This window comes from Salipiger bermudensis HTCC2601, from assembly GCF_000153725.1.
Taxonomy (GTDB): domain Bacteria; phylum Pseudomonadota; class Alphaproteobacteria; order Rhodobacterales; family Rhodobacteraceae; genus Salipiger; species Salipiger bermudensis.
Genome location: NZ_DS022276.1, coordinates 1,932,170 through 1,958,055 on the forward strand (window position 1 = coordinate 1,932,170; position 25,886 = coordinate 1,958,055).

At 66.9% G+C, this 25,886-nt stretch carries 27 protein-coding genes and 1 tRNA gene; 15 read left to right on the plus strand and 13 right to left on the minus strand.

Going from position 1 to position 25,886, the window contains the following annotated elements; genetic code table 11:
• Nucleotides 1-54 precede the first annotated feature (54 nt).
• The gene (locus R2601_RS09225; protein WP_007796995.1) at nucleotides 55-375 is read left to right on the plus strand and encodes a TIGR02300 family protein; all 321 of its coding nucleotides are present in this window, start codon (nucleotides 55-57) and stop codon (nucleotides 373-375) included.
• A gap of 101 nt (nucleotides 376-476) precedes the next feature.
• A tRNA-Ala gene (locus R2601_RS09230) sits at nucleotides 477-552 on the plus strand.
• A gap of 473 nt (nucleotides 553-1,025) precedes the next feature.
• Here R2601_RS09230 and R2601_RS09235 read toward each other — a convergent pair.
• Nucleotides 1,026-1,859: a hypothetical protein gene (locus R2601_RS09235; RefSeq protein WP_040544548.1), complete on the minus strand. Its 834-nt coding sequence runs from the start codon at nucleotides 1,857-1,859 to the stop codon at nucleotides 1,026-1,028.
• 153 nt (nucleotides 1,860-2,012) lie between these two features.
• Nucleotides 2,013-3,464, minus strand: coding sequence for a xylulokinase (xylB, locus tag R2601_RS09240; protein ID WP_007797000.1), 1,452 nt, complete (start codon nucleotides 3,462-3,464; stop codon nucleotides 2,013-2,015).
• 290 nt (nucleotides 3,465-3,754) lie between these two features.
• Between xylB and murJ the strand changes: the two genes are divergently transcribed.
• A complete protein-coding gene (gene murJ, locus R2601_RS09245; RefSeq protein WP_007797003.1) occupies nucleotides 3,755-5,302 on the plus strand; it encodes a murein biosynthesis integral membrane protein MurJ in 1,548 nt (515 codons plus the stop codon).
• A 12-nt stretch (nucleotides 5,303-5,314) separates the two neighbouring features.
• Nucleotides 5,315-6,802, plus strand: coding sequence for a phospholipase D-like domain-containing protein (locus tag R2601_RS09250; RefSeq protein WP_007797006.1), 1,488 nt, complete (start codon nucleotides 5,315-5,317; stop codon nucleotides 6,800-6,802).
• Between the two features lie 5 nt (nucleotides 6,803-6,807).
• Here the strand turns inward: R2601_RS09250 and R2601_RS09255 are convergent, their stop codons facing one another.
• Nucleotides 6,808-7,494, minus strand: a complete 687-nt coding sequence (locus R2601_RS09255; RefSeq protein ID WP_007797008.1) for a rhomboid family intramembrane serine protease — start codon at nucleotides 7,492-7,494, stop codon at nucleotides 6,808-6,810.
• Between the two features lie 78 nt (nucleotides 7,495-7,572).
• Here R2601_RS09255 and trpS point away from each other — a divergent pair, with 78 nt between their 5' ends.
• The gene (trpS, locus tag R2601_RS09260; protein ID WP_007797009.1) at nucleotides 7,573-8,607 is read left to right on the plus strand and encodes a tryptophan--tRNA ligase; all 1,035 of its coding nucleotides are present in this window, start codon (nucleotides 7,573-7,575) and stop codon (nucleotides 8,605-8,607) included.
• A gap of 94 nt (nucleotides 8,608-8,701) precedes the next feature.
• Here the strand turns inward: trpS and R2601_RS09265 are convergent, their stop codons facing one another.
• The gene (locus R2601_RS09265; protein WP_007797011.1) at nucleotides 8,702-9,328 is read right to left on the minus strand and encodes a hypothetical protein; all 627 of its coding nucleotides are present in this window, start codon (nucleotides 9,326-9,328) and stop codon (nucleotides 8,702-8,704) included.
• A gap of 78 nt (nucleotides 9,329-9,406) precedes the next feature.
• Nucleotides 9,407-10,381, minus strand: coding sequence for a DMT family transporter (locus tag R2601_RS09270; protein WP_007797013.1), 975 nt, complete (start codon nucleotides 10,379-10,381; stop codon nucleotides 9,407-9,409).
• A gap of 192 nt (nucleotides 10,382-10,573) precedes the next feature.
• Here R2601_RS09270 and R2601_RS09275 point away from each other — a divergent pair, with 192 nt between their 5' ends.
• Together R2601_RS09275 and R2601_RS09280 are read left to right on the plus strand one after the other, a co-directional pair.
• A complete protein-coding gene (locus R2601_RS09275; RefSeq protein ID WP_007797015.1) occupies nucleotides 10,574-11,506 on the plus strand; it encodes an ABC transporter ATP-binding protein in 933 nt (310 codons plus the stop codon).
• Between the two features lie 5 nt (nucleotides 11,507-11,511).
• Nucleotides 11,512-12,273 (plus strand): ABC transporter permease, encoded by a 762-nt coding sequence (locus R2601_RS09280; protein WP_040545260.1) that lies wholly within the window; start codon nucleotides 11,512-11,514, stop codon nucleotides 12,271-12,273.
• Nucleotides 12,274-12,277: 4 nt separating this feature from the next.
• Here R2601_RS09280 and R2601_RS09285 read toward each other — a convergent pair whose 3' ends face one another.
• The gene (locus R2601_RS09285) at nucleotides 12,278-13,339 is read right to left on the minus strand and encodes a YeeE/YedE family protein (RefSeq protein ID WP_007797020.1); all 1,062 of its coding nucleotides are present in this window, start codon (nucleotides 13,337-13,339) and stop codon (nucleotides 12,278-12,280) included.
• Between the two features lie 168 nt (nucleotides 13,340-13,507).
• On the opposite strand from R2601_RS09285, the gene R2601_RS09290 reads away from it, so the two are divergent.
• Together R2601_RS09290 and R2601_RS09295 are read left to right on the plus strand one after the other, a co-directional pair.
• On the plus strand, nucleotides 13,508-14,740 hold the full coding sequence (locus tag R2601_RS09290; RefSeq protein WP_007797023.1) for an MFS transporter: 1,233 nt from the start codon (nucleotides 13,508-13,510) through the stop codon (nucleotides 14,738-14,740).
• 224 nt (nucleotides 14,741-14,964) lie between these two features.
• Nucleotides 14,965-15,867, plus strand: a complete 903-nt coding sequence (locus R2601_RS09295; RefSeq protein WP_007797026.1) for an EamA family transporter — start codon at nucleotides 14,965-14,967, stop codon at nucleotides 15,865-15,867.
• A 23-nt stretch (nucleotides 15,868-15,890) separates the two neighbouring features.
• Here R2601_RS09295 and ruvB read toward each other — a convergent pair whose 3' ends face one another.
• From ruvB to ruvC, 3 genes are read right to left on the minus strand one after another with little or no spacing between them, the layout of a single operon-like run.
• On the minus strand, nucleotides 15,891-16,916 hold the full coding sequence (ruvB, locus tag R2601_RS09300) for a Holliday junction branch migration DNA helicase RuvB (RefSeq protein WP_007797028.1): 1,026 nt from the start codon (nucleotides 16,914-16,916) through the stop codon (nucleotides 15,891-15,893).
• Nucleotides 16,917-16,933: 17 nt separating this feature from the next.
• On the minus strand, nucleotides 16,934-17,608 hold the full coding sequence (ruvA, locus tag R2601_RS09305; protein ID WP_007797031.1) for a Holliday junction branch migration protein RuvA: 675 nt from the start codon (nucleotides 17,606-17,608) through the stop codon (nucleotides 16,934-16,936).
• Nucleotides 17,605-18,096, minus strand: coding sequence for a crossover junction endodeoxyribonuclease RuvC (gene ruvC, locus R2601_RS09310; RefSeq protein ID WP_007797035.1), 492 nt, complete (start codon nucleotides 18,094-18,096; stop codon nucleotides 17,605-17,607). The genes ruvA and ruvC overlap by 4 nt, the downstream gene beginning before the upstream one ends.
• Before the next feature lie 324 nt (nucleotides 18,097-18,420).
• On the opposite strand from ruvC, the gene R2601_RS09315 reads away from it, so the two are divergent.
• Complete coding sequence (locus R2601_RS09315; protein WP_007797038.1) at nucleotides 18,421-18,711, plus strand: DUF1127 domain-containing protein; 291 nt, start codon at nucleotides 18,421-18,423, stop codon at nucleotides 18,709-18,711.
• Between the two features lie 147 nt (nucleotides 18,712-18,858).
• On the opposite strand, the gene R2601_RS09320 is transcribed toward R2601_RS09315, so the two are convergent.
• The 4 genes from R2601_RS09320 to R2601_RS09335 form a co-directional block, all read right to left on the minus strand.
• On the minus strand, nucleotides 18,859-19,203 hold the full coding sequence (locus R2601_RS09320) for a hypothetical protein (RefSeq protein WP_007797040.1): 345 nt from the start codon (nucleotides 19,201-19,203) through the stop codon (nucleotides 18,859-18,861).
• A 101-nt stretch (nucleotides 19,204-19,304) separates the two neighbouring features.
• Complete coding sequence (locus tag R2601_RS09325) at nucleotides 19,305-20,183, minus strand: 50S ribosomal protein L11 methyltransferase (RefSeq protein WP_007797047.1); 879 nt, start codon at nucleotides 20,181-20,183, stop codon at nucleotides 19,305-19,307.
• 311 nt (nucleotides 20,184-20,494) lie between these two features.
• Nucleotides 20,495-21,034, minus strand: a complete 540-nt coding sequence (locus tag R2601_RS09330; RefSeq protein ID WP_007797049.1) for a pseudouridine synthase — start codon at nucleotides 21,032-21,034, stop codon at nucleotides 20,495-20,497.
• The gene (locus tag R2601_RS09335; protein ID WP_040544551.1) at nucleotides 21,028-21,483 is read right to left on the minus strand and encodes a nucleoside deaminase; all 456 of its coding nucleotides are present in this window, start codon (nucleotides 21,481-21,483) and stop codon (nucleotides 21,028-21,030) included. Before R2601_RS09335 ends, R2601_RS09330 begins: the two co-directional genes overlap by 7 nt.
• 78 nt (nucleotides 21,484-21,561) lie before the next feature.
• Between R2601_RS09335 and R2601_RS09340 the strand changes: the two genes are divergently transcribed.
• From R2601_RS09340 to R2601_RS09360, 5 genes are all read left to right on the plus strand, one after another.
• Entirely contained in the window at nucleotides 21,562-22,413 is an 852-nt protein-coding gene (locus R2601_RS09340) for a pseudouridine synthase (protein WP_007797055.1), read from the plus strand.
• Nucleotides 22,414-22,500: 87 nt separating this feature from the next.
• The gene (locus tag R2601_RS09345; protein WP_224887387.1) at nucleotides 22,501-22,698 is read left to right on the plus strand and encodes a hypothetical protein; all 198 of its coding nucleotides are present in this window, start codon (nucleotides 22,501-22,503) and stop codon (nucleotides 22,696-22,698) included.
• A 26-nt stretch (nucleotides 22,699-22,724) separates the two neighbouring features.
• Complete coding sequence (locus R2601_RS09350) at nucleotides 22,725-23,579, plus strand: hypothetical protein (RefSeq protein WP_110740062.1); 855 nt, start codon at nucleotides 22,725-22,727, stop codon at nucleotides 23,577-23,579.
• Nucleotides 23,580-23,755: 176 nt separating this feature from the next.
• Nucleotides 23,756-24,646 carry a 5-bromo-4-chloroindolyl phosphate hydrolysis family protein gene (locus R2601_RS09355; protein WP_007797067.1) on the plus strand — a complete coding sequence of 297 codons (891 nt, stop codon included), beginning with the start codon at nucleotides 23,756-23,758 and terminating at the stop codon, nucleotides 24,644-24,646.
• Between the two features lie 37 nt (nucleotides 24,647-24,683).
• Nucleotides 24,684-25,886 (plus strand): toxic anion resistance protein, encoded by a 1,203-nt coding sequence (locus R2601_RS09360; protein ID WP_007797069.1) that lies wholly within the window; start codon nucleotides 24,684-24,686, stop codon nucleotides 25,884-25,886.

A 25,886-nucleotide genomic window follows, 5' to 3' on the forward strand; every position in this document is an offset into this window, starting at 1 on the left:
ATGGCAGAGGGCGCGGATTGTCGACATGACCGGACAGGATGAAAGGGATCTCCCATGCCCAAGGAAGAATGGGGTACGAAGCGCGTGTGCCCGACCACCGGCAAGCGTTTCTACGACCTGAACAAGGACCCGATCGTCAGCCCCTATACGGGCGAGGTGCTCGAGCTGGACACCGGCAAGCGCACGATGCTCGTCGCGGACGCGGCCGATGGCGCGAAGCGCAAGCCCGACGCTGAGAACGACGAAAGCGATGACCTGCTGGATGATGATGTCGAGGTCGATCTCGACGATGATGATGTGCTCGAGGACGACGATGACGACAACGTCTCGCTCGACGACATCACCGATGTGGCCAGCGAAGACGACGAGAGCTGAGGCTCGAAAGTTTTTCGTCGCGGGCGGTGATTTTTTCCCTTGAACCCGCCCGCGGCTTTGCGTAGATCACGCCGCACGACGCCGAGAGCGTCACACAAGATGGGGCCTTAGCTCAGCTGGGAGAGCGCTTGCATGGCATGCAAGAGGTCAGGGGTTCGATCCCCCTAGGCTCCACCATCTACCTTTGGAAAGCACCAGATAGTTCTGCCTTTTTCGTCAGAGGATTTGCCTCTGCCGCGCAGACCGATGCTGTTTTCCCTACAAAAATCCATGCTGCCGTGATCCGCGCCTTTTCGGCGTGTCGATCTCGTCGCGGCCCTCCCTTTTGTCAAAGCCGAGGATGGCTCATGAGCGACCAGTTCCCCGTCGTAGCGGGCGGCCTTGGGTCGCGGGCAAGGCCAGCCTCGTCAAGGAGCGCGCCCGCGGCAGCTCCTCCGCCGCATCCGGCAGCGAGAGTTTCGGTCGCGATCGCCGGCTGTGCCGATCGGGTGGGCTGAGGAGGATCTGATCCGCGGTGTCGCGGCACGTCGGTGGACCTGCGCTCACCTGTTGATCTGCGCAACAGCGCCGCTTCGCATCGCTCTCACAGGCCCGCGGGATGGCGAGAGCGACGACGGTTTCCAGGATGTCATCCGGCCGATCGAAATCGATTAACGCCACATCCCGTAGGTGTCCTGAAAATACGAGACGGCTCTGCGATTGGAGGCATCCCGATCACTCTCGTTGAACACGCTCGTCAGCAAGGCCTCGATGGGAGCGTTCGCAGCACGCCGGCAGATTTCTTGCCGCCTCGGGACCCAGATCGGGATGTTGCGCCGCGCCAAGTGGCCGGAGAGCCAGATGTCATCAACCATCCAGATGTCGTCCGGGATGTCATAGAAGGCTTCATCCACGAAGTCCGGAAGCATGACCGCCCCGGCGTAGCCCTGCAAAAGATCGACATACCCCGCTCGCAGCACGGTGCGTCGAGGCGGCTTCTCGCCCGCGGTTCGAAAGCTCCGTTCGCTCCATTGCTGACGTAAACGTCGCATGCGGTAGTAGGGGTCGAAGCGCTGCTTGCCCACCTCCGCTCGAGGGAGCCTTTTTGCGGAAGCGGCGCTTGGGACAACTTCGGACAGATGGCGACCAATCGCCGCGACGCACTCAAAGCCTCGCCTTGCATGCGCGGCGAGAAGGCCGCTGGCCCAGGTCCTCGGGTAAATCCGGTCATCATCGCAGAACAGGATCGGAACACCGCTGCCAGACAAATCTCGGGCGGCATGCAGGAGCTTGGATGCAGGTCCCAAATCATCGTCGACGACGACAAGCCTGACACCGTCCGGGAGATCGGGCCGTTGTCCCGACCATGCGGGACAACGGCGATACCTCTTTGGAATGTAGACACGGATCTCATCGATACGTGCGGTCTGATCGAGCAAGCTCTTCAGTACCGGAGCAAGCCCGCCAAAACGCGGCGGAATCGAGGTCAGGGAAATGATCGTCATTCGGGGGCCTTAACCAAGGTTGCGATGTCTCGATAGAGGCCACCATGACGGCCGTCCAGAAAAGCAGCGACGTCATTCAGCAGGACGCAGGCAGGCATCGACGTCGACGCCCACCGGCCCCTAGCCGCCGGAGGCCGGCCCGAGCACCCCCTCCTACTGAATCTCGCGCGTCGGGCCATAGGCGGCACGAAAGCGCGTGTAGGCATCGTCGAACGCCGGGGTGAGGGCCGTGTCCGGCGCAATCTCCTCGCTGATCGCCGGGGCGGTCATCACCTCCCCGACCGATGCGTCGCCCGACGCCACCATGCCCAGCCGCGCAGCCCCCAGCGCCGCGCCGAACTCGCCGCCCGCGGGCAGCTCGAGGGTCACGTCGAGAGCCGTGGCGATGAGCTTCAGCCAGTAGCGCGAGCGCGCGCCGCCGCCGATCGCCATCAGACGTTCGAGCCGCAGCCCGGTGGCGCCCAGCGCGCGCTGGCTGTCGCGCAGCCCGAAGGCCACGCCCTCGAGCACCGCGCGGGCCATGTCGTCGCGCGTGGTGTCGGCGCCGAGCCCGGTGAAGCTGCCGCGAATCCCGGCATCGTTGTGCGGCGTGCGCTCGCCCGAGAGATAGGGCAGGAAGCGCACTCGCCCCGGCGCCTGCAGGCTCTCGCCCAGCGGCGCGGTGAGCTCGGCCGGCTTGGCGCCGGTGATCCGCGCCAGCCAGTTCAGGCTGTCGGTGGCCGAGAGCATCACGCCCATCTGGTACCAGCGCGACGGCACCGCGTGGCAGAAGGTGTGCAGCGCCGTCTCGGGCGCCGGGTGATAGCCGTCACGCGCCGCAAGCAGCACCCCCGAGGTGCCCAGCGAGACAAAGCCCTGCCCCTCGTTCATCGTGCCGATGCCACAGGCCGCGGCGGCGTTGTCGCCGGCACCGCCGGCCACCACCACCGACGCATTCACACCCCAGCGCGCCGCAAGATCCGGGCGCAACGTGCCGCCGGCCTCGGAGCCCTCCACGAGCGCCGGCATCTGGTCGCGGCGCATGTGCCCCGCCTCGAGCAGCATCTCGGACCAGTCGCGCGCGCCGGTGTCGAGCCACGACGTGCCAGCGCTGTCGGACATGTCGGCGAAAGTTTCGCCGGTCAGGTAGTGGTTGAGATAGGCGGTCGGCAGCAACACCTTGTCGATGCGCGCAAAATTCTCGGGCTCATGGGTTCGCACCCAGTCGAGCTTGGGCGCTGTGAAGCCGGGGAACACGATGTTGCCCGAAAGCGCACGGACGCCCTCGGTGGCATCGAGCCGTGCCGCTTCGGCGTGGCTGCGGGTGTCGTTCCAGAGGATGCAGGGCCGGATCACCGCGCCGGAGGCATCGAGCAGTGTCGCCCCGTGCATGTGCCCGGAGATGCCGATACCACGGAGCCCGGCGAACTCGGGATGCGCCGCGCGCAACTCCTCCGCCGCGCCTTCGAGCGCCGCGACCCAGTCGGCGGGGTCCTGCTCGGACCAGCCCGATTGCGGATGCGCCGCCGCATAGTGCCGCTCGGTCGAACCGAGAGGCGTGCCGGTGTCGCTGACCAGCAGGGCGCGCAGCCCCGAGGTGCCCAGATCGATGCCAAGATAGGCCATGAACTCTCCCTTCTGCCGGACGGTCTCCGTCGGGCCGACGCTTGCGCGCGGACGCCCCGCCCCTCCTCCGGTCCTGATGCCTGCGCCAGCGCGGCGCTCTCTTCCCGCCGAGTTCTGCCCGCCGATGGTCGCGCTGGTCAAGCGGCGATGCGCACATCGCGGTGGCGCTACCATACCCTGCCCTGTTTCGCGCCGACCCGAGATCTCCCCCCTTCCTACGCCTGCCCCGATCAGCTACCCATTGGCAAAGGCCGACGCGGACGAGCGGCCATGCGAGGGCGCGAGCAGACATGAAACCCATTCGCCTGATCTCGGGCATCCTCACCGTCGGCTTCTGGACGCTGGCCAGCCGCGTGCTCGGCGTCGCGCGCGAGATCCTGATCCTCGCCTATATCGGGCCCGGCCCGGTGATGGACGCTTTCGTCGCGGCCTTCCGCCTGCCCAACATGTTCCGCCGGTTCTTTGCCGAGGGCGCCTTCAATGCCGCCTTCGTGCCGATCTTCTCGAAGAAATACGAAGGCGAGGAAGACCCGCTGCGCTTCGCCCGCGACGCGCTGAACGGGCTGGCCTTCGTGCTGCTGCTCCTGAGCGCGCTGGCGTTGATCTTCATGCCGGCGCTGGTCTGGGCCACCGCCGGAGGCTTTGCCGGCGACGCGCGCTTCGAGCTGACCGTGGGTTATGGCCGGATCATCTTTCCCTACATCCTGTTCATCTCGCTGGCGGCGCTGTTTTCCGGCGCCCTGAACGCCACCGGGCATTTCGCCGCCGCCGCCGCCGCGCCGGTGCTGCTGAATATCTTCGTCATCATCGCCATGGTCGTGGCTGCGGTGATTGGCGGCGACGTGATCCAGTGGCTGGTCTGGACCATTCCGTTTGCCGGCGTGGCGCAGCTGGCGCTGGTCTGGGTCGCGGCCGAGCGCGCCGGGGTGAAGGTGCGCCCGGGCATGCCGCGGCTCACCCCCGACATGAAGCGGCTGGTGCGCGTGGCGGTGCCGGCGGCGCTCGCTGGCGGGGTCATGCAGATCAACCTGCTCGTCGGTCAGCAGGTGGCCTCGCAGTTCGACAAGGCGGTGGGCTGGCTCTACGCCGCGGACCGGCTCTACCAGCTGCCGCTGGGCGTGGTCGGAATCGCGGTGGGCATCGTGCTGCTGCCGGACCTGTCGCGTCGGCTCAAGGCCGAGGACGACGGTGGCGCACGGCACGCCTTTTCGCGCGCCGGAGAGATGGCACTGGCGCTGACGATCCCGGCAGCGGTGGCCCTGATGGTGATCCCGCTGCCAATGGTCTCGGTGCTGTTCGAGCGAGGTGCGACCTCGGCCGATGACAGCGCCGCCATCGCTTTGGCGGTGGCGATCTACGGGCTCGGCTTGCCGGCCTTCGTGCTGCAGAAGGTGCTGCAGCCGCTGTTCTTCGCCCGCGAGGACACCCGCACGCCGTTCCGCTACGCGGTCTGGTCGATGGTGGTGAACGCGGTGATCGCGGTGGGGCTCGCGCCGCTGATCGGCTGGATTGCCCCCGCGATCGCCACCACCGTCGCGGGCTGGGTCATGGTGCTGATGCTGGGCATCGGCGGGCGCCGCATTGGCGACACGGCGCGCTTTGACCAGCGCTTCCGCCGGCGCATCTGGGGCATCCTCGCCGCCTCTTTTGTGATGGGTGCGATTCTGTGGGGAACCTATCTGCTGCTCGGCCCGTTGCTGAACAGAGACTACTGGCGCTACCCTGCGCTCGTGCTGCTGCTTGCTGTCGGACTCGTGTCCTACGGCGCGGCCGGTCAGGCGCTGGGGGCCTTTCGGCTGTCCGACTTCAAGGCGGCCCTAAGACGCAAACGGACCTGACACGGACGGACCATGACACTGACCTCGCTGATCACCGCCGCCGAAGGCTTCCCCGCACTGGAGAGGCTCGCGGCCTCGGCGCAGGAGGAGTTGGTCATGTCGTTCCGTATCCTTGATCCACAGACCCGGCTGCGCACGCCCGAACTGAAGGAGCGTGGCCTCGAGACATGGGCAGACCTGCTGGCCATGCTGTCTCAGAGGGGCGTGAAGATCCGCATGGTGCTGTCGGATTTCGACCCGATCTTCGCCTCCGATCTGCACCGTCTGGCCTGGCGTTCGGCCAGCGGCTTCGCCTCTGCCATGAAGGGCGACGTGCAGATCGTCTGCGCCCCGCACGGACAGATGGCCGGCCCGCTTTGGCGGTTGTTCATGCGGGGACGCATCGCCCGGATGATGAACAAGCTGCGCTCGGAAGAGAGCGGCAAGCTCACGCCGGTGCAGCGCGCGCTTCTCAAGGGGCCGGCACGTCTGCGCCCGGTGACGATCCACCAGAAATTCGCCGTCGCCGACAATGCCCGCTGCATCATCGGCGGGCTCGACATCAACGAGCGCCGCTACGACACCCACGAGCACGACCGCCCGCCGGAAGAGACCTGGCACGATGTCTCGATGCAGGTCGACGACCCGGATTTCTCCGCCGCGCTGCGGGTGCATTTCTCCGACACCTGGAACGATGCGCTGGCCTGCGGCGTGTCCTGCATCGGTGACGGTGCCGAGGAAATGCCGGCCAAGACCCGCCCGCAGCCACCCGCCGACCTGCGGCTGATCCGCACCGTCTCGGCCCCCTGCCCCGGCCCCGCCCGGCTGGCGCCGCGCGCCAAGGTGCAGGATCACGAGAAGGCGCTGATCGCGATGATCGGCGAGGCGCAGCACCACATCTACATCGAGACCCAGTTCCTGCGCCACCGGCCCATCGTCGATGCGCTGGTCAAGGCGGCCGAGCGCGCACCCGAGCTGCAGCTGGTGATCATCCTGCCGCCCGCCGCCGAGCGGGTGCTGTTCAGCAGCGACATGGGCTGGGACGCGCGCCACGGCCACGGGCTTCAGACCGAAGCCGCGCACCGGCTGACCAAGGCCTATGCCGAGAACCTCGCGATGATCTCGCCCGGCCAGTCGAAGCCTGCCAAGGACGGCGAGGCCGACGTGCTTGAGGCCGGGCCGATCTACGTGCATTCCAAGGTGACGCTGGTCGATGACCGTGTGGGGCTGGTGGGATCGGCCAACCTCAACGGACGCTCGCTGCGCTGGGACACCGAGGCCTCGGTGATGTTCCGCCGCCCGGAGGACGTGAAGGCGCTGCGCGAACGGCTGGCGAAGATCTGGCTCGGACCGCGGCTCGGGGCGCAGAGCACCACATCGGCCCGCACCTGGCGGCAGGCGGCGCTGGCCAATGCGGCTCTGGAGCCCGCCGACCGCGAGGGGTTCGTGCTGCCCTACCCTTCGGCCAGCGGCAAGGATTTCTCGCGCCGGGTGCCGGTGCTGCCCGACGACATGTTCTGAACCGCTCAGTCCCGGCGCAGCTTGTCGATCAGTCGCGCCCAGCCGCCGGGCACCAGCAGCAGCGTCAGCGTGAAGCCGGTGGCGAAGCCCGCGAGATCAGCCACCCAGTCCTTGCTGCCGCCGAAGATCAGCCCGAACACCAGCTGGATCGCCAGAAGCATCCCGATCAGCGAGAACGCCCGCACCTGTTGCGCCCCCAACTGCCCCAGTCGCAGCCAGAGCAGATAGGTGAAGCCGCCGATCAGGCCGTAGACCGCCGGGAAAGCACCGATCAGCGGCACCTGTGTCTCGACGATCAGCCCGTAGGCCAGCGCGCCGGCAAAGGTCGACGTGAAGAAGATCACCACGGTGCGCACCGAGCCCAGCGCCTCGGCCACCATCTTGCCCATCGCCAGCAGCATGACCCCGGCAAAGAGCGCGTGGGTGAAGCTCGCATGCACGAAGGGATAGCTGAAGAAGCGCACCAGATGCTCGGCGGGGAACTGCCCCGTCGCCAGCATCCAGCGCAGCACCTGCCCGAAGAACGCAAAGCGCTCCATCGCCTCGAGCCGCCAGCCCAGCGCCGAGGGCCCGCCGATCAGCCCGTAGCCCCCAAGCGAGAAGGCGGCCTCGACGCCCACGATGACGATGAACAGGGCCATGACCACCGGCGGCATCGGATTCAGGGGCGGTTCGTTATGCGGATGCACCATTGGCAGGGCTCTTTCTTGACGGCATGTCGGGGCATGGGTAAGCCAGCCCCACCCGAATTTCCAGACGGAGTTGAGCCCATGTCCGAGGCGGCCCAGAACAATCCCGCCTTCACCCCGCGCGTGTTTTCCGGAATCCAGCCTTCCGGAGGCCTGACGCTCGGCAATTATCTCGGCGCGATGAAGCGCTTCGTGGACATGCAGGGAAGCGGCATCGAGACGATCTACTGCGTCGTCGACATGCACGCGATCACCGTCTGGCAGGATCCGCAGGCGCTGCAGAAACAGACCCGCGAACTGACCGCAGGCTATCTCGCCGCCGGGCTCGACCCGACGAAATCGATCCTGTTCAACCAGAGCCAGGTGCCCGAGCACGCGCAGCTGGCCTGGATCTTCAACTGCGTCGCGCGTCTGGGCTGGATGAACCGGATGACCCAATTCAAGGACAAGGCCGGCAAGAATGCCGAGAAGGCCTCGTTGGGCCTCTATGCCTATCCCGCGTTGATGGCCGCCGATATCCTGGTCTACCACGCCACGCAGGTGCCGGTGGGCGAGGACCAGAAACAGCACGTGGAGCTGACCCGCGACATCGCGGCGAAGTTCAACCATGACTACGGCACCGAGTTCTTTCCGATGACCGACCCGGTGATCGAAGGGGCGGCGACGCGGGTGATGAGCCTGCGCGACGGCTCGAAGAAGATGTCGAAATCCGACCCTTCGGATGCAAGCCGGATCAACATGACCGACGATGCCGACGCCATCGCCAAGAAGATCCGCAAGGCCAAGACCGACCCAGAGCCGCTGCCCTCTGAGACCGCGGGCCTCGCCGAACGCCCCGAGGCGCGCAACCTCGTCAACATCTACGCGGCCCTCTCCGAGCAGTCAGTCGATGCGGTGATGGCGGATGTGGGCGGCAAGCCGTTCTCTGAGTTCAAGCCGATGCTGGCGGATCTTGCCGTGGCCAAGCTGGCGCCGATCTCGACCGAGATGGCGCGCTACATGGAGGATCCGGCCGAGATTGACCGCATCCTCGCCGATGGTGCCGGCCGGGCGCGCAAGATCGCCTCGCCGATCCTGAAGAAGACCTATGAGATCGTCGGTATGGTGGGCGCCTGAGCCCAGCTGACCGCGCGAAGATTTTTCCTGCGAAAAATCTTCATTCCGGCTTGATGCGAAGAGTTTTCGGACGAAAACTCTTCGTGCCCCGCCCTCAGCCCTTAACCCCGATCCGGGCAGAGAGCCGCAGCGCATGACTGGCATCGCTCGCCTGCGCCGGCATCACCGGATCATAGGCCGCGCGCAGGAGCGCCCCGATCTCGGGGCGCAACACCACGCGGCCATCCTCGAGCACGCCCAGCGCCGAGCGCTCGGCAAAGGCACGCTCCGACCAGAGCAGCATCACCTGAACCACCTGCGCCAGCGCCAGCTCCTCGGCGGGCTGCGCGGCCAGCGCCTCGTCGACCCGCAGGAACACGAAAGCCGCCTTGATCGCGCCCTGCTGGTCGAAGCGGAAGGCGCGGTACTGGTTGGCATCCGCTGCCTGCAGCTTCGCCACCAGCGGCTCGAGATCCTCGATCAGCCGCCCGAGGTCGGGCACCTCGAGCAGCTCGGCCCAGTCACGGAAGAAGAACACCATGACGTTGGCGCCGAGCTCGGGATCGGTCTCGGCCATCTTGGCGCCTGCAAGCGAACAGACCGCCTCGAACGCACCCTTGATCACCGAAAGCGTCTCGTCCTCGACCCCGAAAACGATCGGCACCAGCGGCCGCCCCCAGCGGGCGCAGAGGTAGCTGCCGTCATTGCGGGTGAAGAGTGGTTCGATCTCCTGCGGCTGCATGGGGTCTCCTTGGATGGCATTGGCGATGGCACTGGGCGCCGCGCTTATAGGGCAAGCGGGACGGCGGTTGAAGCCGGCTCAGCGCCGGCCCCAGAGCCTGCGCCGTCCGGGCGCCGGGCTATCCTTCTTGCGCTCGCGCAGGAAAACGAAGAGCCCGGCCCCCACGATCAGCGCACAGCCGACCCAGACATTCGCCCCCGGCCATTCCCCGAAGATCAGCCAGCCCCAGAGAATCGCCAGCGGCAGGCCGACATATTCGAACGGCGCGATGGTCGCCGCCGCCGCCAGCCGGTAGGCGGCGCTCAGCGCGTAACCCACGAAGCCCGAGAGCGTGCCCAGCGCCAGCAGCACCAGCGCATCGCGCCCGCTCGGCATCACCCAGGGGCGCAGCAGGAAGCGCAACGCCTCGCTCTCGACGCTGTCGGCATAGCGCCCGTCGCCCGCCACCAGCCAGAAGCCGAACGCGACCACGAGGAAGGTCGCCTGCAGGTAGACGGCCAGTGCCGAGGCCCGCGTGGTCAGCCCCAGCCGCCGCGTCAACACCTGCAACATGGCGTAGAAGAATGCCGCGATCACCGGCAGCAGAAGCACCACGCGCGAGACCTCGAGATCATCCTTCCACGGCTGCTGCATCACCAGCGCACCGAGAAAGCCCACCACCACGGCGCCCAGCCGCATCGGACCGACCTTTTCGCCGAGGAAGGGGATCGAAAGCAACGTGATGAACAGCGGGGCCACGAAGAACAGCGCCGTGACCTGCGCCAGAGACAGCACCGCGAAGGCGGCGTAGAAGGTCATGTTGGCGAGCACCACGAGCAGGCCGCGCAGCATGTGCAGCACCGGCGTCTCGGTGCGCAGCAGGTGCCAGCCACCCTCGACCTTCACCAGCGCCAGCGTGATCACCAGCCCCATGCAGGCGCGCGCGGCGACGATCTCGTGCAGCGGGTAGCCGCCCGAGAGCAGCTTGATCAGCATGTCGTTGACCGAGATCGCGGCCACGCCGAGACAGATGAAGAGGATGCCCAGCCCGGGGCGGTCGGAAAGCGTGTTCATGGCCATCTTGCTAGTCCCGCGTGGCTGGCGGCACCAGCGCAAAGCGCAACTCATCCCGCGGGGATCTGCGCCCGCTCCGCGCAATGCGCAGCGCTCGTGTAGCGCACAAGGGGCCCTGCGCGCGCGCACGTTGCGTTTCGACGCTAACAGGCTAGGTTCCGGCACCAAGACGACAGGACGGAAGGGACCGCGATGGCGATGGTCGAACTGCGGCAGGTCCGCAAGGTCTATGACAGCGGGTTCGAGGCTTTGAAGGGCGTCGACCTCGAGATCGAGAAGGGCGAGATCCTCGCATTGCTCGGTCCCAACGGCGCCGGCAAGACGACGCTGATCTCCATCGTCTGCGGGCTGGTGATGCCAAGCTCGGGCAGCCTCATGGTGGGCGGGCACGACGTGGTGGGCGAATATCGCGCGGCGCGCTCGCTGATCGGGCTGGTGCCGCAGGAAATCAGCCTCGAGCCCTTCGAAAAGGTCGGCAACGCGGTGCGCCTGTCGCGTGGGCTGTTCGGCAAGCCCCGCAACGACGCGCTGATCGAGGAGATCCTCCGCCGCCTGTCGCTCTGGGACAAGCGCGACACGCCGATCCGCGCGCTCTCGGGCGGCATGAAGCGCCGGGTGCTGATCGCCAAGGCTCTGAGCCACGAGCCCGAGGTGCTGTTTCTCGACGAGCCAACGGCAGGCGTCGACGTGGAGCTGCGCCGCGACATGTGGGAGATCGTCGCCGATCTCAAGGCGCGCGGCGTCACCATTATCCTGACCACCCATTACATCGAAGAGGCCGAGGCCATCGCCGACCGCATCGGCGTCATCAACCAGGGCGAGATCCTGCTGGTCGAGGAGAAAGCCAGCCTGATGAAGCGGCTGGGCCGCAAGGAGCTGCGCATCGAGCTGGCGGAGCCGGTCACGGCGCTGCCCGAGACGCTCTCGGACCGCAGCCTGCGTCTCGAGGAGGAGGGCCGCATGCTGGTCTATGATTACGACACCTCGGCCGAGCGCACCGGACTGGCGAAGCTGATGGCCGAGCTCAGCGCCGCGGGCCTCAGCGTGCGCGATGTCGACACCCGAAAGAGCACGCTCGAGGACATCTTCGTCGATCTCGTCAAGCAACAGGAGGGCGCGGCATGAGCGGCATGAACTGGCGCGGCATCTGGGCGATCTACCAGTTCGAGATGATGCGGTTTTTCCGCACCCTGCTGCAGAGCTTCGTCTCTCCGGTGATCTCGACCTCGCTCTATTTCGTCGTTTTCGGCACCGCCATTGGCGGCCGCATCGACCAGGTCGAGGGGGTGAGCTATGGCGCCTTCATCGTGCCCGGCCTGATCATGCTGTCGGTGATCACCCAGGCGATCTCCAACGCCTCCTTCGGGATCTATTTCCCCAAGTTCATCGGCACGATCTACGAGCTGCTCTCAGCGCCGCTGAACTTCCTCGAGATCGTCATCGGCTATGTCGGCGCGGCGGCCACCAAGGCGCTGTTCATCGGCACCGTGATCCTTCTGACCGCCTCGTTCTTCGTCGAGATCCAGATCCTGCACCCGCTGGCGATGGTGGCCTTCCTGCTGCTCACCTGTCTGAGCTTCGCGCTCCTGGGCTTCATCCTCGGGCTCTGGGCGGGCAATTTCGAGCAGCTGCAGCTGGTGCCGCTGCTGGTGGTGACGCCTCTGGTCTTCCTTGGCGGCTCGTTCTACTCGATCTCGATGCTGCCCTCGGCGTGGCAAACGGTGGCGCTGTTCAATCCAGTGGTATACCTGATCTCGGGCTTCCGCTGGGCCTTCTTCGGCATCGCCGACGTGCCGGTGGGGCTGAGCCTTCTGGCCATCGCGGGCTTCACCCTGCTCTGCCTCGGGGTGATCTGGTGGATTTTCCGCACCGGCTGGCGGCTGCGCTCCTGAGCCATCAGGCCGGCGCGCAGCTGCGCCGGCCGCCCATCAGCAGATCGGTCGTCATGCCGCCGATCCACATGCAAAACAGCGCCAGCCAGGCGGTGCCCATGAAGATCGACCCGCCGGTGACGCCGGCCCCGATGGCACAGCCCCCGGCCAACATGCCGCCAAACCCCATCAGCGCCGCCCCGAACATGGCGTTGCGCAGCGGTGTCGGCCCGTCGAAGCCCTGAACCTTCAGCTCGCGGCTCCAGGCGGCGGCAAGGAAGGCACCGAGGAACACTCCCGGCACCAGCCCGATGTCGAACTCCAGCACCGCGTTGCGGTCGAGGAAAAACATCAACGTGTGCGCCGATGGCCCGGTGAAGGTGGCGCTCTCGACCTGCACCGGGTCGAAGGCCACGTTGGAGAGCGCGTAGGTCAGCACCCAACCCAAAGCCACGGCAAAGCCAACACCCGAGGCAAAGACCAGCCGCCGCGCCCCGATGCGGTTGCGCCGCGACAGCTCGAGCGCCAGCACCGCGATGGCGAGCCCGATCACCAGCCCGGCCTCGCGCGGCAGATGCGCCGCCGCCAGCAGATCCATGTTGCGCCCGCCGGAGGTCACCCAGAGCGCCGCGATACGGTCGCGCCACGGCGCCAGCAGCCCGCCAAGGCTCATCTGCGCCACAACCGCGAAGATCAGCCCCGAGATCACCGAGCGCAGGTTGCCCGTCGCCGCCATCACCAAGAGCCGCCCGGAGCAGCCATTGGCCAGCACCATGCCGGCACCGAACATCAGCCCGCCGATGATCGCGCCGGACCAGCTTCCGGGCACTGCCATCATGCGCGCGTTCGAGGCATCGAACACCCCTAGCAGCTGCGCCCCCTGCACCCAGACCAGCGCCGTCGAGAAGGTCAGCAGCCAAACCGCCACCTTGTCCTTCATCTCGCCGCGCGCGAACTCGACCACCGCCGCGCGCAGGCAGAAGCGCGAGCGCTGCGCCGCGATGCCGAACACCACGCCGGTGATCAGCCCGAACAGTGCCGCTGTGGGGCTTTCGCCCAGACGGTCGACCAGCGAGACCAGGTCCATGACAGCGTCCTCCCTTTCGCTTGGCGGAAACTCATGCCCGCATGCGAATATGTTGTCCTTGATTCAGGTCATGAGAGCGCATGCGCGATGCCGGCCGCACCGGCCAATGTGCGCTGGCGCGCAACGACACGTCTCGCCAAGACCACACAAAGCGCCTAAGCCTGTGCCATGCCCCGTATCGTGCCCCTTGCCGCGGCGGGCGCCCTGCCGGTCTGGCGGCGGCCCGTGACGCTTCTCTTCCTGATGGCCATCGCCATGCCGCTGAGCTTTGCCACGTGGTCGGCGCTGCTCAACAACTTCGTCATCGACGCGGCAGAGTTCGACGGCTCCGACATCGGCTGGCTGCACACGGTGCGCGAGATCCCCGGCTTTCTGGCCATCGGGGTGATCCTCGTGCTCCTGGTGATGCGCGAGCAAGTGCTGGCGCTCTCGGCCCTCACGCTTCTGGGGGCCGCCACCGCCGCCACAGCGTGGTTCCCCTCTATGAGCGGCATCCTGATCATCACCATGCTGAGCTCGATCGGCTTCCACTACTACGAGACGGTGAACCAGAGCCTGCAACTGCAGTGGTTGCCAAGGGACCGGGCGCCGCAGATGCTGGGCTGGCTGCTTGCGGCGGCCAGCGGCGCCACCTTCGTGGCCTACGTGGTCATCGTGATGACCTGGGAGGCGCTCGGCCTGTCCTACAACAGCGTCTACATGGCCTCGGGCGGGCTGACGCTGGTGATCGTGGCCTATTGTGCCTTCGCCTTCCCGCAGTTCGAAAGCCCCAACCCCCAACGCAAGCGCTTCATTCTGCGCCGGCGCTACTGGCTCTACTACGCGCTGCAGTTCATGTCCGGCGCGCGGCGGCAGATCTTCGTGGTCTTCGCCGGCTTCATGATGGTCGAGCGCTTCGGCTTCGCGGTGCACGAGGTCACCGGGCTCTACCTGATCAACCTAATGGTCAACCTCGTGGCCGCGCCGCTGCTCGGCAAGGCGGTGCAGCACTTCGGCGAGCGGCGGGTGCTGATCTTCGAGTATGTCGGCCTGACCCTGGTCTTCCTCGCCTATGGCGGGCTCTACTGGTTCGGCTGGGGCGTGCTCTTGGCCTCGATCCTCTACGTCATCGACCATATCTTCTTCGGCCTCGCGCTGGCGCTGAAGACCTATTTCCAGAAGATCGCCGACCCGGGTGACATCGCCCCCACCGCCGCCGTGGCCTTCACCATCAACCACATCGCCGCCGTGGTCCTGCCCTTCCTGCTGGGCTATCTCTGGCTGGTCTCGCCCGGCGCCGTCTTCGGCCTCGCCGCCGGCATGGCGCTGATCTCGCTCAGCCTTGCGCTGATGATCCCGCGCCACCCCGAGCCGGGCCATGAGACGGTCTTCGCCTCCCTCGCCCCCGCCCCGGCGGAATAACCAGGCCGCCAGCGCCGCGCGCTGCCCTTCTCTGGTTCGGCAAATACCTCGGGGGTGAATTGGCCGCAGGCCAAGAGGGGGCTGGCCCCCGTCCTGCGCCGTGGCCCGGGCGAGACGGTCCGAGGCGGCGCAAATGCCCCGGTAACGGGCTTGAAGCCGTTTGCAGACATATAATCCTTCGATCCTGCTGGCCTTTCCGGGTTTTGCCCGTCAAAGCTGCGCGCATGGACCTCTGGATCGCCGTCACGCTCTCTGCCGCCTTCTTCCAGACCTTGCGCTTCATGCTGCACAAGGTGCTGAGCATGGGTGCGCTGAGTTCAACCGGCAGCACCTTCGCGCGCTTCGCCTACGCGCTGCCCGCGGCGCTGCTCTTCACCGCCGCCTATCTCTACGCCACCGGGCAGGGCTGGCCGCGCCTCACCCTTGCCTTCTGGCTCTACGCCTGGATCGGGGCGCTGGGGCAGATCCTCGCCACGATCTGCGTGGTGGCGCTGTTCCGGCAGCGCAATTTCGCCGTCGGCATCACCTTCAAGAAGACCGAGGTCATCCAGACCGCTATCGTCGGCTTCGTGCTGCTGGGCGAGGCGATCTCCCCCGCCGGCTGGGGCGCCATCCTGATCGGGCTCGTGGGGGTGCTGCTGCTCTCCGACACGCCCGATGTCGACGGCTCGTTCCTGCGCCGGATCGCCAATCGGGCGGTGGCGCTTGGGCTCGCCTCGGGGTTCTTCTTCGCTTTCTCCGCCGTCGGCTACCGTGCGGCCTCGCTCGAGATCAGTGTCGACGATCCGATCCTGCGCGCCTCGGTCACGCTGAGTTGCGTGGTGCTGTCGCAATGCCTAGCCATGGCGGTCTGGCTGAAGCGCTTCGAGCCCGGACAGATCACCGCCGTCTGGCAGGCCCGCAAGGTGGCGCTCTGGCTCGGCCTCACCTCGATGGCCGGCAGCCTGTCATGGTTTACCGCCTTCACGCTGCAGACCGCCGCCTACGTGCAGGCGCTGGGGCAGGTCGAGCTGATCTTCTCGCTGCTGGCCTCGGTGCTGTTCTTCCACGAACGCGTGACCCGCAGGGAACTGGCAGGGATCGGCTTCCTCGCGCTCTCGATCCTCGTGCTCGTGGCGGTGCTCTGAGGCGGCGCGCACGGGGCCTGCGGTCAGTCGAACAGGCTCGACTGTCCCGAGGGCTGCGGCGCTGCGAGGCCGAGATGGGTCCAGGCGCGCTGCGCCAGCATCCGGCCGCGCGGGGTACGCTGGATCAGCCCCTGCTGGAGCAGGTAGGGCTCGATCACTTCCTCGATGGCGTCGCGGCTTTCCGACAGCGCCGCGGCGATGGTCTCGATGCCCACCGGGCCGCCGCCGTAATGCTCGGCGATGAGACCGAGATACCGTCGGTCGGCGCCGTCAAGCCCGAGCCCGTCGACCCCCAGCCGGGTGAGCGCGCCGTCGGCCAGTTCGCGCGTCACCACGCCATTGCCCTCGACCACCGCGAAATCCACCACCCTGCGCAGCAGCCGCCCGGCGATGCGCGGCGTGCCGCGGGCGCGTCGGGCGATCTCGCGCGCGCCATCGGGTTCGGCCCGAACGCCGAGCTTCTCGGCGTTGCGGGTGACGATGCTGTTGAGTTCCTCGACGGTGTAGAACTGCAGCCGCGTCGGAATGCCGAAACGATCCCGCAGCGGCGTGGTCAGCAGGCCGAGCCGGGTCGTGGCACCGACCAGCGTGAAGGGCTGCAGCTCGATGCGCACGGTGCGTGCCGCCGGGCCCTCACCGATCACAAGGTCGAGTTCGTAATCCTCCATCGCCGGGTAGAGCACCTCTTCCACCGCGGCGTTCAGGCGGTGGATCTCGTCGATGAAGAGCACATCGTTGCGCTCAAGATTCGTCAGGATCGCCGCGAGATCGCCGGCCTTCGCCAGCACCGGGCCGGAGGTCATGCGGAAGTTCACCCCCAGCTCGCGCGCCATGATCTGCGCCAGCGTGGTCTTGCCAAGGCCGGGAGGGCCGTGGAACAGCGTGTGGTCCATCGCCTCACTGCGCTGCCGGGCGGACTGAATGAAGACCCTCAGGTTGGCGCGCGCCTCGGCCTGCCCGACGAAATCCCCGAGCATCTGCGGCCGCAGGGCGCGGTCGCGATCCTCGGGCATGGGCTCGGGGCGCAGGGTGGGATCCGGATCGGTCATATCCATTCCTTACCGCCTCAGCCCTTCGGCGCCAGCAGTTTCAGCGCCGCGCGGATCAGCTCGGCGGTCGTGGCCTCGGGCAGATCGCCGGCCGCCTGCGCCACCGCGCCTGCCGCCTCGCCCGGAGCGTAGCCGAGATTGGAGAGCGCCGAGAGCGCCTCGGACTGGGCCGGTGCCGCGGCGGGCGCAGGGCGCGGAGCGGGAGCACGGCGGGCGGCGGGTGCGGGAGACGGGTCCTCGAGCACGTCGTCGCCGGGGCTGGCCGTCGGGCCGGCGCCCATCGCCATGACCATGGGCGCCTTGTCCTTCAGCTCGTTGACCACGCGCTGCGCGGTCTTCGGGCCGATGCCCTTGGCGGCCTTGATCGCGGTACCGTCGCCGAGCGCGATGGCGCGGCTGACGCCGTCGGGACCGAGCGTGCCGAGAATCGCCAGCGACGCCTTGGCGCCGACGCCCTGAACCGTCATCAGCAGCCGGAACCACTCTTTCTCGACCAGCGTCGGGAAGCCGTAGAGTTGCAGCAGGTCCTCGCGCACCATGAGGTCGGTATAAAGCGCTGCCGCCTCACCGGGGCCGGGCAGGCCCGCGAGCACCCGGTCGGAGCAATAGACCACGTAGCCCACGCCGCGCACGTCGATCAGCAGGTGATCTTCGCCCTTGTACTCGATGCGTCCCGCGATGCGCCCGATCATGCCCGTATCCTTGCTTGCTGCGGCCCCACGTGATGCGCGTGGCAGATCGCGATGGCCAGCGCGTCGGCGGCGTCGGGCCCGGCGATCTGCACGCCCGGAAGCTGCATCTTCACCATGTGGTCGATCTGGCGCTTGTCGGCGTGGCCGACCCCCACCACGGTCTTCTTCACCTTGTTGGGGGCGTATTCACCCACCGGCAGGCCGAACTGCGCCGGCACCAAGAGCGCCACGCCGCGCGCCTGCCCAAGCTTCAGCGTGCCGACCGCGTCCTTGTTGACGAAGGTCTGCTCGACGGCAGCGATCTGCGGCACGAAGCGGGTCAGTACCTCGGTGAGCTGCCGGTGAAGCGCAAGCAGGCGCGTGGCGAGATCGTCGCCGCCCTCCGACTCGCAAACACCGTTGGCGACATGCCTCAGGCGGCTGCCTTCGGCGTCGATGATTCCCCATCCCAGCCGTCTCAGACCCGGATCAATGCCGAGAACCCTCATTCCTGCCCGCCTTTATGTTGCCTGTTTGCCATCGAGTAGCACGAAACGCGAACATTCGCCAAGCAAGAAGCGCGAACCTCCCTATTTGCGTGGCGCCTCTTGCGAGGGCGGTGCAGCCCGTTTGCGACATCCAGAGGTTTGCGCGCGACTTCGGAGTGATGGAAAAATGGGCGAAATTACCTGCGGTTAACTTATTTCATGAGCCATTCGCAAAACGCATAAGGACCATGCATTTTCTGCGAGTTGTCGTCTGACGAGCGCTTCACTAGATGCCTCGCATAGAAATCAGGCACTCTGAAAACATCAAGTCAAGGACACTGACCCATGTCGGCATATGACTCCTTCCGCCAGAACGCTGGTGCCGCCGGTATGGCCGGCCGCATCGGCACTGTCTTCCTCAATGGCTACGGCGCAACGCCGGAGCGTGGCGTTTCCGCCTCCTACGAGATCGCAGCCTCGGTGAGCCGCTTCTTTGCGACCCTCACCGACGCGATCGTCGACTGGAACGACGCGCGTCTGACCCGCAAGAGCCTCGAGGCCCTGACCGATCGCGAACTCGACGATATCGGTCTGACCCGCGCAGACATCTACGCCGTCGCACGCGGCGACTTCTAATACTACGGCCCCTCTCCGAGGGGCCACCCCCGCCACTCACGGCCAAGACGAGAAAGCCGCGCCCTTCCGAGGAAGGCGCGGCTTTCTTCATGTCTGGACATGATATCTGGCGGTGGGACAGGCGTCAGGACGCGTGCCCCTGCACCCTCAGCCGAAAAGCGGTTGCAGCAGGGAGGCCACCCACTGGCTGGCCGGGTCGGCGCCCATCAACCAGGCGCCGGCGCGCTCGAGCGCGCTGCCTTGGGACAGATGCGCGAGCCGCGCGACGTATTCCTCGATGCCGAGGCTGGCGCAGAGAAGGCCCTTGAAGACGAGAAAGCCAAGCACCGCGGTCAGCAGCCCCTTCAGCGAGAAGAACGGAACCCGGCGGATCGGCTTGTGCTCGATAATGCCATTGCGGTTCAGCTTGGTGGTGTATCCGCTGGCGAGCTTGTGGTGCTTCTGGACAACCGCACGCTGGCGCTTGTCGAAGTCGTATAGAGCCTTATCCATGGCAACCTCTTACACTCCGGCCCCCACCGGATGGGCCGCGTATGCGCTTCCAATGGGGCAAAAATGTGACTTTTGCCCCAGCATTTCCGCAAATCGGCGCGTTATGCGCCGCCGTTCTGCAGTGTCAGCGTCACCCAGTCACCAATCTCTTCGCGATGAATCTGATTGATGCCGTTCTGTGCATAAACCTCGACAACCTCGTCCGCCTGCCGGGTCAGGATGCCCGAGAGAATCGCGTAGCCGCCGGGCTGCAGATGCGCGGCCATGTGCGGCGCGAGATCGATCAACGGCTGCTTGAGGATGTTGGCGAAGACCAGGTCGAAGGGCGCGCGGGCGGCAAGCTCGGGATTGTCGAACCCGGCGGCCTCGACGCAGGACACCTTGCCCTCGAGCCCGTTGGCGCGCACGTTGGCCTCGGCCACCTCGACGGCGACCTCGTCGATATCCGATGCCATCACCGGGTCGGGCCAGATCCGCGCCGCGCCCATCGCGAGCACCGCGGTGCCGCACCCGATATCGGCCACGTTCCTGCCGGTGAACCCGCCGGTGGCGAGCCGGTCGAGCGCGCGCAGGCAACCCAGGGTGGTGCCGTGGTGGCCGGTGCCGAAGGCCATCGCGGCTTCGATCAGCAGCGGCTCAGCGCCTGCGGGGATCTTGTCGGCGTCGTGGCTGCCGTAGACGAAGAAACGCCCGGCCTCGACCGGGGTCAGCTCGCGGCGCACCTTGTCGACCCAGTCCTGGTCCGGAACCTCGGAAACGACGAAGTCCTGCGCCCCGAAAGCCGCCGCCAGCAGCGCCAGCTCGATGTCGTCGGGCGCTTCGGTGAAGTAGCCGCCCACCTCCCAGGTACCGCTGCCGTCCTCGATCTCGAACACGCCGATGCCGGAGGGCGCCGGCTCGAGCTCTTCCATCGCCTCGCCGAGCGCCTCGGCAGGGTCCTTGGCGGGAAGCTTGGTGAAGGCGGTCCAGGTCTTGGGCATGGGAAGGGCTCCGGGATTGACTGTGGGGCCGGATAGCGCGTTTGCGCCGCGGTGGGAAGGTTGGATCGATCGCTGCGCGCGAGGCTCGTGGTTGCGCAGGCGCTGTTCGGCCCGGCCCTGCGCTCGTGTCAGACGCGGGAGGGGGGCCAGCCCCCTCTTGGCGCTGTGCGCCAATTCACCCCCGAGGTATTTTAGAACCAGAGAAGCCAATAGCGCCGCGCCCCTGGCTTCTCTTCGTCAAAAATACTCCCGCCGGAGGCATCCGGCCTTGTTGCCGCGCGCAGGTGCCGGGACCGGTGCGCAGCGGCACATCAGATGTTGCGCCATTCCCCCGGCGCAAGGCCTTCGACCGACCAGTCGCCGATCGACCAGCGCACCAGCCGCAGGCAAGGCAGCCCGACATGGGCGGTCATCCGGCGCACCTGCCGGTTGCGGCCCTCGGTGATGGTCATCTCGAGCCAGGCGTCGGGCACCGATTTGCGGAAGCGGACCGGCGGCACGCGGGGCCAGAGATCCGGCGGCGGCAGCCGGCGGACCTGCGCCGGCCGGGTCGGGCCGTCCTTCAGCGTCACGCCGCGGCGAAGCCGGGCGATCTGCTCGTCGGAGGGATCGCCCTCGACCTGCACGAGGTAAGTTTTGGGCTTTTTGAACTTCGGATGCGCGATGCGCGCCTGCAGGCGGCCGTCATCGGTCAGCAGCAACAGCCCCTCGCTGTCGCGGTCGAGCCGGCCCGCCGGGTAGACCTTCGGCACATCGACATAGTCCGACAGCGTCGCGCGGGGGCTGTCCGCGGTGCCCTTGTCGGTGAATTGCGACAGCACGCCGTAAGGCTTGTTGAGCAGGATCAGCATCGGCGGCGCTCCGCGAAAAAGCGCTTCAGCAGCGCCTCCGAGGGCGCGGCGGAGATGCCATCATAGACCTCGGGCACGTGGTGGCATTGGGCATGGGCGTAGACCCGGGCCCCGTGATCGACGCCGCCCGACTTGGGATCGGCGGCCCCATAATAAAGCCGCGCGATGCGGGCGAAGGAGATTGCCGCGGCGCACATCGGGCAGGGCTCCAGCGTGACGTAGAGATCATGCCCCGGCAGCCGCTCGGACCCGGCGGCGCGGCAGGCGGCGCGCAGGGCGAGGATCTCGGCATGCGCCGTGGGATCGTCGAGCTCGCGGGTGCGGTTGCCGGCGCAGGCCACCACCGCGCCCGAGGGCGCCACCACGACGGCGCCCACCGGCACCTCGCCGCGGGCGGCGGCGGCGCGGGCCTCCGAGAGGGCCTGATCCATGTGACTGCGAAAGCTCATGGCGCCGGGTGATAGCCGAGCCGCACCGCTTTGGCGAGACGCTTCCCCCGGGCGCGGCTTTGCAGTATGGCTCGGCGCATGAAAAAGCCCCCTGCCCGCCCCTCCGCGCCCTCCAAGACCCCGACCGACACGCCGCCCGGCGACCGCATCGCCAAGGTGCTGTCGCGCGCCGGCATCGCCAGCCGGCGCGAGGCCGAGCGGATGATCGAGGAAGGCCGCGTCACGGTGAATGGCGAGACCATCGCCAGCCCGGCGCTCAACGTCACCGACAAGGACCGCATCACCGTCGACGGCAAACCGCTCGAGGCGCCCGAAGCCCCGCGCATGTGGATGTATCACAAGCCCGCCGGGCTGGTGACCACCACCAAGGACGAGCAGGGCCGCGAGACGATCTTCGACAAGCTGCCCGAGGACCTGCCGCGGGTGATGACCGTGGGCCGGCTCGATCTCAACTCCGAGGGGCTCTTGCTGCTGACCAATGACGGCGGCATCAAGCGCAAGCTCGAGCTGCCCTCGACCGGCTGGCTGCGGCGCTACCGGGTGCGGGTCAACGGCAAGCCCACCGAGGAGATGCTGAAACCGCTGCGCGACGGCATCACCGTCGATGGCCAGACATTCCAGCCCATGCAGGTCGAGCTCGATCGCCAGCAGGGCTCCAACGCCTGGCTCACCGTGGGTCTGCGCGAGGGCAAGAACCGCGAGATCCGCCGCGCCATGAGCGATATCGGTCTGACCGTGAATCGGCTGATCCGGATCTCCTACGGGCCGTTCCAGCTCGGCCAGATGAAGGTCGGGGAAGTTGTCGAACTGCGCGGTCGAATCGTCCGGGATCAACTTGGGCTAGAAGGTGCAAAAACCACTCGCCCAGAGCCAAGCCGTCGCCGCAAACCCCGCCCAATTCCGGACAAATCTCGGCGAACCCGCAATTAACCAATTGTTAACTTTGTCATAAATTCGCTTTTAATTCCCGTTTCACGCCGTTTTTTTGCCGATTTCAATCGCCATCATGAAGCCATGATGACGACGATCCTCGCCTTTGCGATTCTCTGTGTGAGCACCCTTCTGGTGCTGGGAAACCTGCGCATGGTCGCACACGACACCTATGTGGCCGTGACCGAAGCCGCAGGGCGTCTGCGGCGCAGCGGCAACCCCGGCGCGAAGCTCGCCTTCGCGGCGCTCTGGGTGCTGATTTTCGCCCTGAGCTTTCTTCTCTGACGGGATCGGCGCAGGGAATGATCGACATGACGGAACGACATCGGACAGAACAGACGGACGACGGGCTCGGGCCGCTCGACTCGGGCCTCAGCGTGCTGTTCCTCGCCGCGTTCCCCATCGTGCTGCTGCTGTTTCAGGGCAGCGCCACATCCGCCTTCACTGCCGTGCTCGAGCTGGCGCTCTTCATCGCGGCCCTGCGGCTGATCCATCGCGGGCAGAAGCTGAAGAACGCCTATGACGAAGCCGACGCAGCGCGCGCCCCGCGCCTGCCGCGCAAGATCATCGGCGCGCTGCTGATCGGCGTGATGGTGATGATCCTGGCGGGCCATCACTTCTTCTCGCTGATCCTGCCCCTCGCGTTCGGAGCGCTCGCCACCGCGCTGAGCCTCGCCGCCTTCGGCCTCGACCCGCTGCGGGACAAGGGCGCGAGCGACAGCGAACCCGAGCCGCTGGCCACCGCGCGCCGCCCCCGCCCCGACACGCAGGCGGCGCTCGACCGCATCGACGCCACGCTCGACGGCATGGTCTGCGAGATCGCCGCGCTCGGCGATGCACAGCTCACGCGCCACACCGAGGCGCTGAAAGGGGCCGTGATGGGGCTGATCCGCGCCCTTGGCGAGGACCCCGACGGCATGGAGCGCATGCACAAGCCGGTGGTGAAATTCGTCAAGCTGCTGAGGCGCGAGAACGACGACCTGCTCGCCGCATGGAACACCGATGAGCGCGAGCGGGCCCGGAGACGGTATCGCACCCGCATCACCGCGCTTGGCCAGACCTTCGAGGAATTCGCGCGCAAATCGGGCAAGAAGGCCGGTCGCGACGCGTTCGAACTGGAAGCGGACCTGCTGTGGAACCGCAAACCGCTGGAGCGCGCCGCATAAGCGGAGCCCCGCCGAGCACCCCCCCTAGCAACTTGCCCCCTTTGCCCCTAAGTTTTCCTTGAACCGCGGAAATACTGGAGGCGGCATGTCCGGCACGGCCCTGCAAAAAGTGGCCTACGTACTCCTGATCGTGCTCCTGTTCGGGATCACGTCGGGATGGCTCGGAGGGCTCTGAGATGGCGCAGCGCTACGGGGGCAAATACAGCCCCGACGCCGCCCCCGAACAGACCGAGGATCCGATTCGTCCCAGTCATTACAGGGGCGCACGGGTCGATCCGGTGGGGGCACGCTCGAACGTGCTTTTCGTCCCGCCCATCGTGCTTGCCGCGACCTCGCTGGGAGACGGCGCCGCCGGTCTCGTGACCGGCCTGATCGGCGCCGGCGCCCTTCTGGCGGGGGCCTGGCTGCTGCGCGACGGGCTGCGCGCACAGGCCGCCTATGATGAGCGCCGCGTGGCGCGGCGCCCGGCCATCCCGCGCAAGATATTCGCCGCCGGGCTCGCCGGGATCGGGGTCGCCATTGCCGCCTTCAAGTCCGAGCCCGGGCTGGTGGCACCGGCGCTCTACGGTCTCTCGGCCGTGGCTCTGCACCTTGGCGCCTTCGGAATCGACCCGCTGCAGAGCAAGGGCATGGAGGGCATCGACAGCTTCCAGCAGGACCGCGTCGCCAAGGTCGTCGACGAGGCCGAGACCTATCTTTCCGAGATGCAGGACGCGGTGCGCCGCGCCGGCGACCGCGAAGTCGAGGCGCGGGTCGAGCGCTTCCGCCAGAAGGCCGCCCAGCTGATCCGCACCGTCGAGGAAGACCCGCGCGACCTGACGGCGGCGCGGCGCTATCTGGGCGTCTACCTGATGGGGGCCCGCGACGCGGCGGTGAAGTTCGCAGACATCTACAGCCGCACGCAGGATCGCGGCGCGAGAGACGATTTCATGATGCTGCTGACCGATCTCGAGGACAGCTTCGGCCAGAAGAACGAGAAACTCCTGCTCGACAACAATTCCGATCTCACGGTCGAGATCGACGTTTTGCGGGATCGATTGAAACGCGATGGCGTGCGGCTGAGTTGAGCCTGTGCCGGGTCAGAACAGAACTGGGGGATATCCGATGTCCGAGAAGGTGAAAGCAGAGGCGGAGCAGACCGTCGCCATGGTCGACGAGGTCAATGCCGTGGTGCTGCCCGAGCCGGGCGAGGCGCGGGCGGTGGTTTCGCTCGAAGAGGCGTCTTCCGAGGTTGGCGAAGAGATCCGCTCGCGCATGGACGAGATCGACATGAGCGACACCAACTCGATCGTCTCGTTCGGGTCGGGCGCGCAGGTCGAGCTGCAGGAGATCAGCCAGTCGATGCTCGACGGGGTGCGCAACAAGGATGTCGGCCCCGCCGGCGACAGCCTGCGTGACATCGTCACCACCATCCGCGGCTTTTCGGTTTCCGAGCTCGACGTGCGCCGGGATCGCAGCTGGTGGGAGAAGCTGCTGGGCAAGGCGGCCCCTTTCGCCAAGTTCACTGCCCGCTACGAAGAGGTGCAGGGCCAGATCGACAACATCACCGACAGCCTGCTCAAGCACGAGCACACACTGCTCAAGGACATCAAGTCGCTCGACCTGCTCTACGACAAGACGCTCAACTTCTACGACGAGCTGGCGCTCTACATCGCCGCCGGCGAAGAGAAGCTCAAGGCGCTCGATGGCAATGACATCCCGGCCAAGGAGGCCGAGGTGCAGGCCGCGGCCGAGAACGATCAGGTGATGAAGGCGCAGGAGCTGCGCGACCTGCGCGCTGCCCGCGACGATCTCGAGCGCCGGGTGCACGACCTCAAGCTCACCCGGCAGGTGACCATGCAATCCCTGCCCTCGATCCGTCTTGTGCAGGAAAACGACAAGAGCCTCGTCACCAAGATCAACTCGACGCTGGTCAATACCGTGCCGCTCTGGGAAACCCAGCTGGCGCAGGCGGTGACCATCCAGCGCTCGGCCGAGGCCGCCGCCGCGGTGCGCGAGGCCAACGACCTGACAAACGAGTTGCTGACCGCCAACGCCGCCAATCTGCGCGACAGCAACAAGGCGATCCGCACCGAGATGGAGCGCGGCGTGTTCGACATCGAGGCGGTGAAGCAGGCCAATGCCGACCTGATCGCGACCATCCAGGAAAGCCTGCAGATCGCCGACGAGGGCAAAGCCAAGCGTGCTGCCGCCGAGGAGGATCTCAAGACCATGGAGCACGAGCTGCGCGACACCCTCGCCTCCGCCAAGGCCCGCCGCGACGGCATCGGCGACAATGCCGGCACCGCCGTGCCGAAAAGCGCCTGA